The organism is Mycobacterium sp. M26, from assembly GCF_001494595.1.
In the GTDB taxonomy this organism is placed as follows: domain Bacteria; phylum Actinomycetota; class Actinomycetes; order Mycobacteriales; family Mycobacteriaceae; genus Mycobacterium.
Map to the genome: position 1 here is coordinate 2,429,060 of NZ_LN929908.1, position 14,109 is coordinate 2,443,168.

Consider the following 14,109-nt stretch of genomic DNA (forward strand, 5'->3'; position numbering starts at 1 on the left):
TACACATCGTCCAACCGTAGTAGATGGATTGAACAATTTCGCCATGGTGCCAGCCACACCAACAGCGCATCGTGAGACGCACTACCCCGACTCCCCCTCGGAGGCACCGTGACCACTCCCACGACTCGCTCCGCGACGCTCATCGAAACCCGTTCCATCGACTACGTCCCCGACGACGAACGTCACGGCAAGGTCGGCCATCAGGGGCCGTTCTGGTTCGTCGGCAACTTCCAGCCGTTCACGCTGGCGTTGGGTTTCGTTGGCCCGAGTCTGGGCCTGTCACTGTGGTGGACCATCGTCGCCGGCCTGGCCGGTATCGCGTTCGGCACGGTGTTCATGGCGTTCCACGCCACCCAGGGCCCGGTGCTGGGTCTGCCGCAGATGATTCAGTCCCGCGCCCAGTTCGGCTATCGCGGTGTCCTGCTGCCCCTGATCGGAACGCTGTTCACCTTCGTCGGCTTCAACGTCGTCGACGTGGTGATCATCAAGTCCGGTCTGGAGTCGATCTTCGGCTGGAATCCGGTTGTCGTCGCCGTCGTCATCACGGTCGCTGCTGCGCTGCTCGCCATCTACGGGCATGACCTGCTGCACCGCACGTTCCGCATCCTGTTCTGGCTGTCCCTTCCGCTGTGGGTGGTGCTCACCTTCGGCGTCGTATTCGGCTCGGTGACCGGAACCACCACTGCTACAGGCGGTTTCAGTCTGGTGGCCTTCCTGGTCCAGTTCAGCGTGGCCGCCTCCTACAACATCACCTATGCCCCCTATGTCTCGGACTACAGCCGCTATCTGCCCCGCGACACCAAGCCGTCGTCGATCATCGCCTCGGTGTTCATCGGGGCGTCGGCCTCGCCGGCCTGGCTCATTCCGTTGGGCGCGTGGATGGCGACCTATCTCGGCGCCAGTGATGCGCTGTCCGGGATCAACACCACCGGTAACGACGTGGTGCCCTTCCTCGGTGCGGTGCTGGCCGTGGTGTCCACCCTGGTGCTGGTGGCCACCATGGGCCTGAACGCCTACAGCGGGATGCTGACGGTGGTGACCGCCATCGACTCGCTCAAACCGGTCACCCCGACCCGCCGGCTGCGGGTGGTGACGATCGCGGCACTGGCGGTGGCCTGGCTGGCGATGAGCCTGGCCCTGACCAACGCCACCACAGCCTTGAACACCACGCTGCTGATCATGCTGTACCTGCTGGCCCCGTGGACCGCGGTCAACCTCACCGACTACTTCTTCGTCCGGCGCGGCCACTACGCGATCGCCGACCTGTTCACCCCGGCCGGCATCTACGGCGCCTGGTCCTGGCGAGGTCTGACGGCGTTCACCGCCGGTGTGCTCGCCGAGATCCCGTTCGTGGACCTGCCGTTCTTCGTGGGGCCCGCCGCCGAGGCGATGGGCGAAGTCGACATCGCGTTCGTCGTGGGGATGCTGGTTTCCGGTGTGGCCTACGTGGCGCTGACCCGAACGCTGAATGTCTCCGCCGAATTGGCGATTATTAGGGCCAACCCGGCGCTGGCCGATCCCGTTGATGCGGTCGCCATCGCGAGAACCGTTGCCGAGGAGGAACAATGACGGCCGAGATCGTCGGGCAGACCGACGCCACCAAGTACCCCCGCTACACCGAACCGAGCACCTTCGCCCGGCTGCCCCGAATCTCCGAGGTGCCCGACGCGGCGGTCGGGATCGTCGGCGTGCCATTCGACAGCGGGGTGTCCTACCGGCCCGGCGCCCGGTTCGGCCCCTCGCACGTACGAGCCGGCTCGAAGTTGTTGCGGCCCTTCAACCCTGCGCTGGGCGTGGAACCGTTCGCCGTACATCAGGTGGCCGACTTCGGCGACATCCCGGTGAACCCGTTCAACATCGACGAGGCCATCACCACGATCGACACCGAGATCACCGCACTGCGCAAGCATGGTTCGACGCTGCTGACCATCGGCGGTGATCACACCATCGCACTGCCGATCCTGCGCTCCCTGGCCCGCGACCACGGCAAGATCGCCGTGCTGCACTTCGATGCCCATCTGGACACCTGGGACACCTACTTCGGCGCGGCCTACACCCACGGCACACCGTTCCGGCGGGCCAGCGAAGAGGGCCTGATCGACATGGAGCGCTCGCTGCACATGGGCATCCGCGGACCGCTCTACAGCAAGACCGATCTCGAGGACGACGCCGTACTGGGCTTCCAGGTGATCCGCTCCGACGACTATGAATTCGACGGTGTCGCCAGCATCGTGGAGCGCATGCGGGCACGGCTTGACGGCGGCCCGGTCTACGTCTCGGTCGACATCGACGTGCTGGATCCCGCGCACGCCCCGGGCACCGGCACCCCGGAGGCCGGCGGCCTGACATCACGGGAACTGCTCAACACGCTGCGCGGCCTGGTCGGGCTCAACGTGATCGGTGCCGACATCGTCGAGGTCGCGCCCGCCTACGACCACGCCGAACTCACCGGGATCGCCGCGGCGACCGTTGGCTACGAGTTGCTGTCGGTGCTCGCCGCCAACAGTTAGTCTCGGGGGGTGGGCACCAGGCGGAAATGCGCTGACCCGGTGCCGCCTGACGGCGTACCCCGGGAGTCGGACTGCGAGCGGATGCAGCGCCGCCCGTCGGCCCGCAACCAGCACTGGGTCGAATCGGTGTCCCGGCAGATGCGGGTGCTCAACATCGCGGCCTACATTGCCGGCTTCGTCACCGCGTGCATCGCGATCATGCAGATCCTCACCGGCCCCGGCGCGATGTACATCGGCTTCATCAATCTCGGCACGGCGCTGATCTTCTTCTTGATTCCACTGCTGCAGCCCTTCGGTGAGGTGATCGCCTCACTGGTGTTCGTGTTCTTCGCGTTCGCCTCGCTGACCATCGTCGGCTGGCAGGTCGGCACCGACTCGGGTCTGCAGTTCTACTACCTGGTCTCGGCCTCGCTGGCCGTGCTGGTCCTCGGCGTCGAACACGCCGTGCTGGCCTCGGTGGTGGTGGCGATCGGAGTCGGGCTGACCATCGCCTCACAGTTCCTGGTGCCCGGCGACACCCACCTGCAACCCCGCTGGGCGGTCAACGCCGGCTTCGTCATCACCACGGTGTCGGCGTCCGTGCTGATTTTCGCGACCGTCTGGTACGCCATGCGCGAGGTGTACCGCGCCGAGAGCGCCATGGAAGTCGAGTACAAGCGCTCCGAAGCACTGCTGGCCAACATCCTGCCCGGCAGCGTGGCCGAACGGCTCAAGGATCCGGCCCGCGGCACCATCGCCGACCGCTACGACGACGCCTCGATCCTGTTCGCCGACATCGCCGGCTTCACCGAACGGGCCAGCCAGATCCCGGCGGCGGACCTGGTGCGGTTCCTCGACCGGCTCTACACCACCTTCGACCGCCTCGTCGACAAACACGGGCTGGAGAAGATCAAGACCACCGGCGACTCCTACATGGTCGTCAGCGGCGTACCCGAACCCCGGCCCGACCATGTCGAGGCGCTGGCCCGGCTGGCCCTGGACATGTCCCGTGCCGTCGCCGACCTGCGCGACCCGAACGGCCAGCGGGTGCCGCTGCGGATCGGGATGGCCTCCGGCCCGGTGGTGGCCGGGGTGGTCGGTGCCCGGCGCTTCTTCTACGACGTGTGGGGCGATGCGGTCAACGTCGCCTCCCGGATGGAATCCACCGACCCCGAGGGCCGGATCCAGGTGCCCGAGAACGTCTACGAGCGACTCAAGGACGAGTTCGTGCTGGAGAAGCGCGGCGAGGTGGACGTCAAGGGCAAGGGCATCATGTGCACCTGGTACCTGATCGGCACCCGGGAACCGAAAGCAATTGCGCCAGAGAATGTTCGGGTCGAGAGCCCGGCCGGCTAGCCGGTTACATCACCTTCGACAGGAACGCCTTGGTGCGATCGTGCTGCGGGTTGCCCAGCACCTCGCGGGGGGCACCGCTCTCGACGATCACACCGCCGTCCATGAACACCAGCTGGTCGGCGACCTCGCGGGCGAAGCCCATCTCGTGGGTGACGACGACCATCGTCATTCCTTCGCTGGCAAGCTTTTTCATGACGGCCAGCACTTCGCCGACGAGCTCGGGGTCCAGGGCCGAGGTGGGCTCGTCGAACAACATCAGCTTGGGGTCCATGGCCAGCGCCCTGGCAATGGCCACGCGCTGCTGCTGACCACCGGAGAGCTGAGCCGGGTAGGCATCGGCCTTGTCGCCCAGGCCAACCTGGCCGAGCAGATCGCGGGCGCGCTCTACCGCCGTTGACTTCTTGACCTTCTTGACGTGGATCGGTGCCTCGATGATGTTCTCCAGCGCCGTGCGGTGCGGGAACAGATTGAAGTGCTGGAACACCATGCCGATGTCACGCCGTTGTTTGGCGGCGTCCCGTGGGGACATCTCGAAAAGCTTGCCCTGGCCCTCGCGGTAACCCACCAGTTCACCGTCGACGTAGAGCCGGCCGGCATTGACGGTCTCGAGGTGGTTGATGCAGCGCAGGAAGGTCGACTTCCCCGAGCCGGACGGCCCGACGAGCACCAGCACCTGACCACGGTCGACGGTCAGCGTCACACCCTTCAACACCGACAACGCCCCGAAGTTCTTGCACACCTGCTCGGCGCGCACCATGGGTTCGGTCGTCATACGTGTCCTGCCTCCGTGCCGGTCTGCGCTTTGGCCAGCGCCTCGAGCTGCTTGGAGGTCAGCCGGCGCGAGATGCCCTTGGAGAAGTACTTCTCCAAGTAGTGCTGGCCGACCATCAGGATGCTGGTGACCACCAGATACCAGGTGGCGGCGACCAACAGCAGCGGGACGGGTTCGAAGATGCGGGCGGCGATCTCCCGCGACGCGATGCTGTACAGGTCGTAGGAGTACGGCACCGCCGTGACCAGTGAGGTGGTCTTCAGCATGCTGATGACCTCATTGCCGGTCGGCGGGATGATCACTCGCATCGCCTGGGGAAGCACGGTGCGCCGCATCGTCATTCCCCATGACATACCGAGTGCCGTCGACGCCTCCGACTGGCCTTCGGGCACAGAAGTGATTCCGGCCCTGATGATCTCGGCCATATAGGCCGCCTCGTTCAGCCCCAGGCCGACGACCGCCAGCACGAACGGGATCGACAGGCTCTGCAGGTTCAGGTGGAACAGCGACGGCCCGAACGGCACGCCGAGCTGGATGTTCTGGTAGATCGTCGGGATCAGACCCCAGAACACCAGCTGCACGTAGACCGGGGTGCCACGGAAGATCCACAGGAACACCCAGGCCACCGAGCGGAAGACCGGATTCGGTGACAGCCGCATCACCGACATGATGACGCCGAGCACCACACCGAGCACCATCGAGTAGATGGTCAGCTGCAAGGTGTTGAACACACCCAGCAGGATTCGCTCGTTGAAGAGGTACTCACCGTAGGTCGACCAGCCGTAGGCCGGGTTGGTGGCCGCCCCATAGAGGAACAGCCCGACCAGGATGACGATGACGGTCGCCCCCACCCACCGCCACGGGTGCCGAAGGGGCACAGCATTGATTGCGGGCGGGGCCGACACGTCAGCTGCCATGTCGCTTAGCTGGTCCCGCCGTTGATGACCGGCTTGTCGATCATGCCCGCCTCGACGCCCCAGTTACTGGCGATCTCCTTGTAGGCACCGGTCTCGATCAGGTGCTCGAGCGCCTTCTGCAGCGACTGCGCCAGCGGCGAGCCCTTCTGCACCGGCCAGCCGTAGGGTGCCGAATCGAAGATCTCGCCGGCGGCTTCCAGCTTGCCCTTGCTCTGCTTGATCGCGTACGCGGTCACCGGGGAGTCCGCCGACATCGCGTCGGCCTGACCGAGCACGACGGCATTGGTCGCGGCGTCCTGGCCGTCGAACTTCAGGATCTCGATCGCCGGCTTGCCCTCATCGGTGCACTTCTTGCTCTTGGCGGGAAGCTCGTCGGTCTCCTCGGTGGTGGTCGCCTGCACGGCCACCTTCTTGCCGCAGGCGTTGTTCGGGTCGATCGGCGAACCCGGGCGCTGCGCCCACAGGATGCCGGCATTGAAGTAGTCGACGAAGTCGACCGAGGCCTGGCGCTCCTTGGTGTCGGTGAACGAGGACATGCCGACGTTGTAGGTGCCCTGCTGGATGGAGGGGATGATCTTGGCGAAGTCCGACTCGCGGTACTCGGCCGTCAGGCCCAGGGTGGAGGCGATGGCGTTCATCAGATCGACGTCGAAACCGACGATCTTGCCGCTGGCGTCCTTGAATTCATTGGGGGCGTAGGGAATGTTGACGCCCACGATCAGCTTGCCGGACTTCTTGATGTCCTCGGGCAGGGTGGCTGCGATGTCATCGACCTTCTCGGCCTTGACCGCGGTCGACGATTCCGACGGGCCTGCGGTGGGCTCGGATTTGCTGCTGCAGCCTGACAGTGCCAGGGAACCCGCTACTGCGACGATCCCGACGACACGCCACCAACGTCCGGTCCCTCGTCGGTCTTGACATCCACTAAGCACGTTGACTCTTCTTTCTGCTTCGGGCCGCTCCGCGCCCTCACGCCGAGGACGCCGGTAACGGAACACTAGGCCATCGTGTGCGTCGTACGGGGAAACTTAACCCTGTTGATACTGATGTGCTGTCCGAGCTGGGGAGGAAGTTGTGACGTCCGTGGAAATTCCCGTATCGCGATGCCGCTGACGTGCAAGAATCGGTGTTTCCGCACACAGGAGTCAGCAATGGGTCCACAACGCCGTTTCCTGACCGCCTGCGCCGGGTTGGCCGGCGTCGCCCTGGCCACCTCAACGCTGGCCGCACCGCCGACAGCCCATGCCACGTGCGCGTCGTTCTTCGGAATCGGCAACAGCGCCAGCTGTTTCAGCAACCCGACCAGCATCGCGATCGCCATTGGATCGATCGCGACCGCTCGCGCCCAGGGCTGGTTCGGACTTGCCATATCACTGGGCGATTCCTCAGATTCGCTGACCTACACGGGCAGCGTGCTGAACCTGGCGATCGCGGCCGGCGACAATGCGACGGCAGGCGCGGATGGCTATCTGTCAGTCGCCGCCGCGATCGGCAATGAAGACGGATACGCGTTGGCCGGAGACACCGGCACCTTCGCCAACCTCGCACTGACCCTCGGTCCCGGCGACACGCCGTTCTCGCGGGCCGACAACGGGAACTTCAACACTGCGATCAGTCTGTTCGCCGACGGCGAGGTGTCCAGCATCGGCAACTTCAACGCCGCCTACGGCGTCGGCACCCGAGGCAACGCTGGCAGTGTGAGCGCCACCGGGACTGCGAGCCAGGCATTCGATCTGTTCGGCACGAACAACACCGTGACGGCCGGTCCCGGCCCACTGGCGATCGCCGGCTCCGTGCTGCAGACCGGGGCATCGATCACCAAGAGCGGACCAGGTTTCAACATCAACGGCATCGTCGTCGGAGGCGCCGCAGCCACCTCCGGCAAGAAAAAACCGGCGGCGAGCCCAACAGCCCGTTCGAACGCCAAGGAAGCAGCCAAAAGCACTGGTCGTAGCAATCGCAAGAATTAGCCGGGACTTAAGGCCTCAATCAGTTCACGAAGCCTTCAAATGCTCCAACCGGCCATCTCGCTGTGTCACACTTCGGCCATGACAACGACATCTGCGCCACCACTGCTGCCACACCTGTGGAAGTCAGTCCTGCTGTCCGGAATCCTGTCGCTGGTTCTGGGCATCCTGGTTCTGGTCTGGCCGGGCATCTCGATCCTGGTTGCCGCGATCTTCTTCGGCGCCTATCTATTGGTCACCGGTATCACCCAGGTGTTCCACGCGTTCACCCTTCACGTGTCGGCAGGCGGCCGGGCTCTGCTGTTCATCAGTGGCGCGGCTTCGCTGGTGTTGGCGGTGCTGTGCTTCCGCAGCATTGCGAACTCGATCCTGCTGCTCGCCATCTGGATCGGCGTCGGCTTCATTTTCCGCGGTGTCGCGACGGCGGCTTCGGCGATCAGCGACCCCGACACCCCCGGCCGCGGCTGGGAGATCTTCGTCGGCGTGATCAGCCTGCTGGCCGGCATCGTCGTGCTGGCCTCGCCGTTCCCGTCGCTGGCCACCCTGACTCTGGTCGTCGGCATCTGGCTCGTCGTGATCGGCGTGTTCGAGATCGTGTCGTCGTTCGGGATCCGCAAGGCGTCCAAGAACCTTCGGGAGCGCGTCGCCGAAGCCGTCTAGCTCGCCTATGACCCTGGTCACCTAGGACGAAAGACCCTAGCGCCGAAGGCGCGGATCGCTACTACACTATGTCGTAGATAGGCGATCCGCGTCTTCGGTCTTTCGTTTTGGGGAGACTTTTGTTATGGGTGCTCTTGACGTTTCACGGTGGCAGTTCGGCATTACGACCGTCTACCACTTCATTTTCGTACCGCTGACGATCGGGCTGGCTCCCCTGATCGCCATCATGCAGACGGTCTGGGTGGTCACCGACAACCCGGCCTGGTATCGGATGACCCGCTTCTTCGGCAAGGTCTTCCTGATCAACTTCGCCATCGGTGTCGCCACCGGCATCGTGCAGGAATTCCAGTTCGGCATGAACTGGAGCGAGTACTCGCGCTTCGTCGGGGACATCTTCGGCGCACCACTGGCGTTGGAGGGCCTGGTCGCCTTCTTCCTGGAGTCCACCTTCATCGGGCTGTGGATCTTCGGCTGGAACCGGATCCCCAAATGGCTGCACCTGACCTCGATCTGGCTGGTGGCCATCGCGGTGAACCTGTCGGCGTTCTTCATCATCACCGCCAACTCGTTCATGCAGCACCCCGTCGGAGCCAAGTACAACCCGGAGACCCGGCGGGCCGAATTGCAGAGCATCACCGAACTGTTCACCAACAACACCGGTGTCGCCGCGTTCTGGCACGCGGTGGCGGCGTCGTTCCTGACGGCGGCAACCTTCGTGGCGGCGGTCTGCGCGTGGTGGATGGTCCGGGCCAAGGGATCGCCCGACGCCGCCGCACTCTTCCGGCCCGGTGCGATCCTCGGTGCCTGGATCGCCATCGTCGCCTCGTTCGGCCTGTTCTTCACCGGCGACGTCCAGGGCAAGCTGATGTTCCACCAGCAGCCGATGAAGATGGCCGCCGCGGAATCGCTGTGCCACACCGAACTCGACCCCAAGTTCTCGGTGCTCACCGTGGGGACGCACAACAACTGCGACAGCATCACCCGCGTTATCGAAGTGCCCTACGTGCTGCCGTTCCTGGCCGAGGGCAAGTTCAGCGGGGTGACGCTGGAGGGCGCCAAAGACCTTCAGCAGCAATATGAACAGCGGTTCGGCCCCGGCTGGTATGTGCCCAACCTGTTCGTCACCTACTGGTCGTTCCGCGCGATGATCGGGTTCATGGCGATCCCGTTCCTGTTCGCCCTGAGCGTGCTGTGGCTCACCCGACGCGGCCGCGTCCCCGACAAGCGGTGGTTCTCCCGGTTCGCGCTGGTGACGATCCCCACCCCGTTCCTGGCGTCGATCTCCGGCTGGGTGTTCACCGAGATGGGCCGGCAACCGTGGGTGGTGGCACCCAATCCTGATGGGGACCAACAGGTTCGGTTGACCGTTCAGGAAGGGGTATCCCTGCATGGACCGGGTCTGGTCTGGGTGTCGCTGATCTCGTTCACGCTGATCTACGCCGTCCTGGCGGTGATCTGGTTCTACCTGATCCGCCGTTATGTCGTGGCCGGACCGCAGGACCACGATTCCGAGCCCGCACCGCCGACGCCTCCCCGCGAGGACGAGGTGGCTCCGCTGTCCTTCGCCTACTGAGGAGGTGAGCATCATGGGTCTTCAAGAATTCTGGTTCGTCATCGTCGCGGTGCTGTTTCTGGGCTTCTTCATCCTGGAAGGCTTCGACTTCGGCGTCGGCATGCTGATGGAGTGGCTGGGCCGAATCGGCAAGGGCGACATCGAGTCCCACCGTCGCGCCGTGCTGAACACGATCGGCCCGGTGTGGGACGGCAACGAGGTGTGGCTGATCACCGCCGGCGGCGCCATGTTCGCGGCGTTCCCGCACTGGTACGCCACCGTCTTCTCCAGCCTGTACCTGCCGCTGCTGGTGATCCTGCTGGCGATGATCGCCCGGATCGTCGCCATCGAATGGCGCGGCAAGATCGACGACCCCAAGTGGCGGTTCTGGTGTGACATCGGAATCGCGGCGGGCTCCTGGCTGCCGGCCATCCTGTGGGGTGTCGCCTTCGCCGTGTTGGTCAGCGGGCTGCCGGTGGGCCCCGACAAGAACGTCGTCGGCCTGTCCTTCACCGACGTGGTCAACCCCTACACGCTGTTGGGCGGACTGGCCACCTGCTCTCTGTTCCTGTTCCACGGCGCAGTCTTCCTGGCGCTCAAGACCGGTGGTGCGGTCCGCCTCGACGCGGTGCGTCTGGCCCGCATCCTCAGCATCCCCGCCACGGTCCTGGTCGCCGCCTTCGGCCTGTGGACCCAGCTGGCCCACGGGACCAGCTGGACGTGGGCGCTGGTTGCTCTGGCCGTCGTCGCCCAGTTGGCGGCCGTGGCCGCCGTCGGTGCCGACCTCGAAGGCTGGGCATTCCTGTCCACCACGCTGGTGGTCGCCGCGGTGGTGGTGCTGCTATTCGGTTGCCTCTACCCGAACCTGGTGCCCTCCACCCTCGACCCGGCCTACAGCGTCACCATCTACAACGGCTCCTCGAGCCCCTACACGCTGAAGGTGATGACCTGGGCGGCACTGATTTTCACCCCGATCGTCCTGGTGTACCAGGGCTGGACCTATTGGGTGTTCCGGAAACGGATTTTCGCTGAATCCATTCCGCCGTCCATCGGGCTGTCGCTGAGGCGGGTGCCCTGACCCGGTCCGGGCAACGACGATCGGGCCCGCTTGATCCACGGCTATGGCGGGCCTCCCCGGCGGTGCGCCGATTCCTGATCGCCACCGTCGCCTGCGGCACCGTCATCGCGGGCTGCGCGATCGGCACCGCCGTCATCCTCGGACATCTGGTGGCCGGGGTGATCACCGACCCGGCCACCCGCAGCATCGGCTACTGGCGCACCGATCTGATCCTGCTCGCCGCGCTGTGGACGCTGCGTACCGCCGCCCAGTGGCTGCAGGGCCGGCTCGGTCAACGCGGTGCCAGTGCGGTCATCGCCGATCTCAATGGGCAGGTGCTGCGGGCGGTGACCGATCTGCCGCCGCTGGCCCGGCAGGCACAGCGCGACGAGGCCGCCACCCTGGTGACCGCCGGTCTGGACAAGCTGCGGCCCTACTTCACCGCCTACCTCCCGGCACTCTTTCTGGCTGCCGTGCTGACCCCGGCCAGCATTGTGGTGATCGCTCTCAACGATGTGCAGTCCGCTCTGATCGTGCTGATCGCCTTACCGCTGATCCCGGTCTTCATGGTGCTGATCGGCCTGGCCACCGCCGAGCGATCCGCCGCCGCGCTGACCGCGATGAGCACGCTGCAGTCCCGCCTGCTTGACCTCATCGCCGGGATCCCCACCCTGCGCGCGCTGGGCCGGGCCGACGGACCGGCACACCGGATCGATGCGTTGGGCGCCGCCCATCGACGGTCCGCGCTGGCGACGTTGCGGATCGCGTTCCTGTCCTCCTTGGTGCTCGAATTGATTGCGACGCTGGGGGTGGCTCTGGTCGCGGTGAGCATTGGGCTGCGCCTGGTATTCGGCGAGATGACGCTGGCGGCCGGGCTCACCGCACTGCTGCTCGCGCCCGACGTGTTCTGGCCGCTGCGCCGGGTCGGGGTGGAGTTCCACGCCGCCCAGGATGGAAAGACAGCCGCCGACAGGGCTTTTGCGCTGATCGAGCAGACCCCGCTCACCACCGGCGGCCGGCGCGGACCGGCCGGCGGCGCGGTCACCATCGCGTTCGACGAGCTGTCGGTGGCCGGGCGCGACGGGCTGGCACCGGCACGGCTGTCCGGCCGGTGTGAGCCCGGTCAGGTCACCGTCCTGACCGGTCCGAACGGGGCAGGCAAGAGCACGACGTTGCAGATCGTCGCCGGCCTGATGACGCCGACCGAGGGGCGGGTCACCGTCGACGGCATCGACGTTCGCGATCTAGACCTCGATTCCTGGTGGCGTGAGCTGGTGTGGCTGGCCCAGCGTCCGGTCATCATCCCCGGTACCGTGGCCGAGAATCTGGCCCTCTTCGGTGAGCTTGTCAACATCGAATATGCCAGTCGTGCTTCGGGTTTCGATCAGGTGCTTGCCGATCTCCCCGATGGCATGAGGACTGTGCTGGGCCGCTCGGGTGCCGGGCTGTCGCTCGGACAGCGCCAACGACTCGGTCTGGCACGGGCGCTCGGGTCCTCAGCCCGGGTGCTGCTGCTCGACGAGCCCACGGCCCACCTCGACACCGGCACCGAGGCAGCCGTCCTCGAGGCCATCGCGGCGCGAGCGGCCGCGGGCGACACGGTGGTGATGGTGGCCCATCGTGACAGCGCGGTGGCCATCGCCGACCGTGTCATCACTGTGCAGGCGGACACCCATGCCCGGCTCTGAACTGCTGCGCGCGGCGCTACCCCTGTTACGTCCCCGACTCCCCCGGCTCCTGCTGGCCGTGACACTCGGCGCCCTGTCGCTGGGCAGCGCGCTCGCACTGGCCGCGGTGTCAGCCTGGCTGATCACCCGGGCCTGGCAGATGCCGCCGGTGCTCGACCTGTCGGTGGCGGTGGTGGCAGTCCGCACGTTCGGCATCTCCCGCGGCGTCCTGGGCTACTGCGAGCGACTGGCCTCGCACGACACCGCATTGCGTGCCGCGGGCACCGCCCGCACCGAGATCTATCGCAGGCTCGCCTACGGCCCGCCGCAGGCCACCGCGCGACTGCACGGCGGCGACCTGCTCACCCGGGTGGGGGCCGACGTCGACACCCTGGCCGATGTTTTGGTTCGCGCCCTGGTGCCGATCGGGGTGGCGGTGGTGCTGGGCCTGGCGGCCACCACGGTGCTGGCGTTCATCTCTCCCGCCGCTGCCATGGTGCTGGCCGCCTGTCTGCTGATCGCCGGTGTCCTGGCACCCTGGCTGGCCGGCCGGGCGGTGCGCGGCCAGGAAGACCTCGCCCGCCTGCACCACGCCGGCCGCGATATTGCCGCCATCACCGCACTCGACCATGCCGCCGAGCTTCGAGTCGCCGGCCGGCTGCCGGATCTGATCGCCGATGCCGAAGCCCGGCAACGTGATTGGGGGACCGCGATCGACCGAGCCGCAGCACCGGCCGCGCTGGCGGCCGCAGTGCCCACCGCCGCCATGGGGGTCAGCGTGATCGGCGCGATCGTCATCGGGATCACCCTGGCGGCCGGCACTGCGCCGACCACCTTGGCGGTGCTCATGCTGCTGCCGCTGTCGGCGTTCGAAGCCACCGGCATGTTGCCGGGCGCCGCGGTCGCGCTGGCGCGAGCCAGGATCGCGGCCGCACACATCCTGGACCTCGTACCGGCCGGCACGCCCGCCGCGCGCACCCCTGTCACGATCAGCACCCCGCCCAGCACGCCCCGACTGCAGGCGGCGGCCGTCGCTGCCGGCTACCCCGACGGTCCCGAAACACGAAGTATCACAGTTGATCTCGAGCCGGGTTCGCGACTGGCGGTGACCGGTCGTAGCGGGGTGGGCAAGACGGCGCTGTTGATGACGCTGGCCGGGCTGCTTCCGCCGCTGCGCGGTGACGTGCTCATCGACGGAACAGCCACCGACCACCTCAGCGAATCCGACGTGCGCAGCGCAGTCTGCTATTTCGCCGAGGACGCCCACCTGTTCGCCACCACGGTCCGGGACAACCTGCTGGTCGCCCGGGGCGACTGCGCCGACCAGAAACTGATCCACACACTGGGCGTAGTGGGCCTGGACGACTGGCTCAGCGCCCTGCCCGAGGGGCTGGGCACGGTGCTGATCGGTGGTGCGGCGGCGGTCTCGGCGGGACAGCGTCGCCGGCTGCTGCTGGCCCGTGCGCTGTTGTGCCCGGCACCGATCATCGTGCTCGACGAGCCGACCGAGCACCTCGATGCCGCCGATGCGCACCGGGTACTGGCGGCACTGCTCGACGCCCACCACGGCCTGTTCTCACCAGCCCGCACCGTCGTCGTGGCCACCCACCAGCTCGACGGGGACATCACCTGTCCGCGACTATCGATCAGCCGCGACGGGTAACGTGCACAC

12 protein-coding genes are annotated in these 14,109 nt (G+C 66.4%); 9 read left to right on the forward strand and 3 right to left on the reverse strand.

The genetic code is table 11. The features are described from left to right. Positions 1 to 108 precede the first annotated feature (108 nt). The 3 genes from BN3385_RS20970 (at position 109) to BN3385_RS20980 (ending at position 3,845) form a co-directional block, all read left to right on the forward strand. Positions 109 to 1,569: a purine-cytosine permease family protein gene (locus BN3385_RS20970; RefSeq protein WP_059019644.1), complete on the forward strand. Its 1,461-nt coding sequence runs from the start codon at positions 109 to 111 to the stop codon at positions 1,567 to 1,569. Next, entirely contained in the window at positions 1,566 to 2,510 is a 945-nt protein-coding gene (gene speB, locus BN3385_RS20975) for an agmatinase (RefSeq protein ID WP_059019646.1), read from the forward strand. Before BN3385_RS20970 ends, speB begins: the two co-directional genes overlap by 4 nt. Before the next feature lie 81 nt (positions 2,511 to 2,591). Further along, positions 2,592 to 3,845 carry an adenylate/guanylate cyclase domain-containing protein gene (locus BN3385_RS20980; RefSeq protein ID WP_059019648.1) on the forward strand — a complete coding sequence of 418 codons (1,254 nt, stop codon included), beginning with the start codon at positions 2,592 to 2,594 and terminating at the stop codon, positions 3,843 to 3,845. Positions 3,846 to 3,849: 4 nt separating this feature from the next. On the opposite strand, the gene BN3385_RS20985 is transcribed toward BN3385_RS20980, so the two are convergent. The 3 genes from BN3385_RS20985 to BN3385_RS20995 are packed head-to-tail and all read right to left on the reverse strand — an operon-like array spanning position 3,850 to position 6,466. Then, a complete protein-coding gene (locus BN3385_RS20985; RefSeq protein ID WP_082690758.1) occupies positions 3,850 to 4,602 on the reverse strand; it encodes an amino acid ABC transporter ATP-binding protein in 753 nt (250 codons plus the stop codon). Positions 4,603 to 4,613: 11 nt separating this feature from the next. Continuing rightward, positions 4,614 to 5,534 carry an amino acid ABC transporter permease gene (locus tag BN3385_RS20990; protein WP_059019653.1) on the reverse strand — a complete coding sequence of 307 codons (921 nt, stop codon included), beginning with the start codon at positions 5,532 to 5,534 and terminating at the stop codon, positions 4,614 to 4,616. Between the two features lie 5 nt (positions 5,535 to 5,539). Beyond that, positions 5,540 to 6,466: an ABC transporter substrate-binding protein gene (locus tag BN3385_RS20995; protein WP_059019654.1), complete on the reverse strand. Its 927-nt coding sequence runs from the start codon at positions 6,464 to 6,466 to the stop codon at positions 5,540 to 5,542. 171 nt (positions 6,467 to 6,637) lie between these two features. On the opposite strand from BN3385_RS20995, the gene BN3385_RS21000 reads away from it, so the two are divergent. The 6 genes from BN3385_RS21000 to cydC all read left to right on the forward strand — a co-directional run bounded on the left by BN3385_RS21000 (position 6,638) and on the right by cydC (position 14,100). Beyond that, positions 6,638 to 7,504, forward strand: a complete 867-nt coding sequence (locus BN3385_RS21000) for a hypothetical protein (protein WP_156432839.1) — start codon at positions 6,638 to 6,640, stop codon at positions 7,502 to 7,504. A gap of 78 nt (positions 7,505 to 7,582) precedes the next feature. Further along, a complete protein-coding gene (locus tag BN3385_RS21005; protein WP_197415251.1) occupies positions 7,583 to 8,161 on the forward strand; it encodes an HdeD family acid-resistance protein in 579 nt (192 codons plus the stop codon). Positions 8,162 to 8,285: 124 nt separating this feature from the next. After that, positions 8,286 to 9,734 (forward strand): cytochrome ubiquinol oxidase subunit I, encoded by a 1,449-nt coding sequence (locus BN3385_RS21010; RefSeq protein ID WP_059019658.1) that lies wholly within the window; start codon positions 8,286 to 8,288, stop codon positions 9,732 to 9,734. A gap of 13 nt (positions 9,735 to 9,747) precedes the next feature. Then, complete coding sequence (gene cydB / locus BN3385_RS21015; RefSeq protein ID WP_059022258.1) at positions 9,748 to 10,791, forward strand: cytochrome d ubiquinol oxidase subunit II; 1,044 nt, start codon at positions 9,748 to 9,750, stop codon at positions 10,789 to 10,791. A gap of 62 nt (positions 10,792 to 10,853) precedes the next feature. Beyond that, the gene (gene cydD / locus BN3385_RS21020; RefSeq protein ID WP_059019660.1) at positions 10,854 to 12,458 is read left to right on the forward strand and encodes a thiol reductant ABC exporter subunit CydD; all 1,605 of its coding nucleotides are present in this window, start codon (positions 10,854 to 10,856) and stop codon (positions 12,456 to 12,458) included. Further along, positions 12,445 to 14,100, forward strand: coding sequence for a thiol reductant ABC exporter subunit CydC (gene cydC / locus BN3385_RS21025; RefSeq protein ID WP_059019662.1), 1,656 nt, complete (start codon positions 12,445 to 12,447; stop codon positions 14,098 to 14,100). The genes cydD and cydC overlap by 14 nt, the downstream gene beginning before the upstream one ends. Positions 14,101 to 14,109: the final 9 nt, after the last annotated feature.

Excerpts from the sequence above, each read along its gene's own strand:
- speB (WP_059019646.1), top strand. The coding sequence starts at position 1,566 with ATGACGGCCGAGATCGTCGGGCAGACCGACGCCACCAAGTACCCCCGC.
- BN3385_RS20980 (WP_059019648.1), top strand. The coding sequence starts at position 2,592 with ATGCAGCGCCGCCCGTCGGCCCGCAACCAGCACTGGGTCGAATCGGTG.
- BN3385_RS20985 (WP_082690758.1), bottom strand. The coding sequence starts at position 4,602 with ATGGTGCGCGCCGAGCAGGTGTGCAAGAACTTCGGGGCGTTGTCGGTG.
- BN3385_RS20990 (WP_059019653.1), bottom strand. The coding sequence starts at position 5,534 with ATGGCAGCTGACGTGTCGGCCCCGCCCGCAATCAATGCTGTGCCCCTT.
- BN3385_RS21000 (WP_156432839.1), top strand. The coding sequence starts at position 6,638 with ATGCCGCTGACGTGCAAGAATCGGTGTTTCCGCACACAGGAGTCAGCA.
- BN3385_RS21005 (WP_197415251.1), top strand. The coding sequence starts at position 7,583 with ATGACAACGACATCTGCGCCACCACTGCTGCCACACCTGTGGAAGTCA.
- BN3385_RS21010 (WP_059019658.1), top strand. The coding sequence starts at position 8,286 with ATGGGTGCTCTTGACGTTTCACGGTGGCAGTTCGGCATTACGACCGTC.
- cydB (WP_059022258.1), top strand. The coding sequence starts at position 9,748 with ATGGGTCTTCAAGAATTCTGGTTCGTCATCGTCGCGGTGCTGTTTCTG.
- cydC (WP_059019662.1), top strand. The coding sequence starts at position 12,445 with ATGCCCGGCTCTGAACTGCTGCGCGCGGCGCTACCCCTGTTACGTCCC.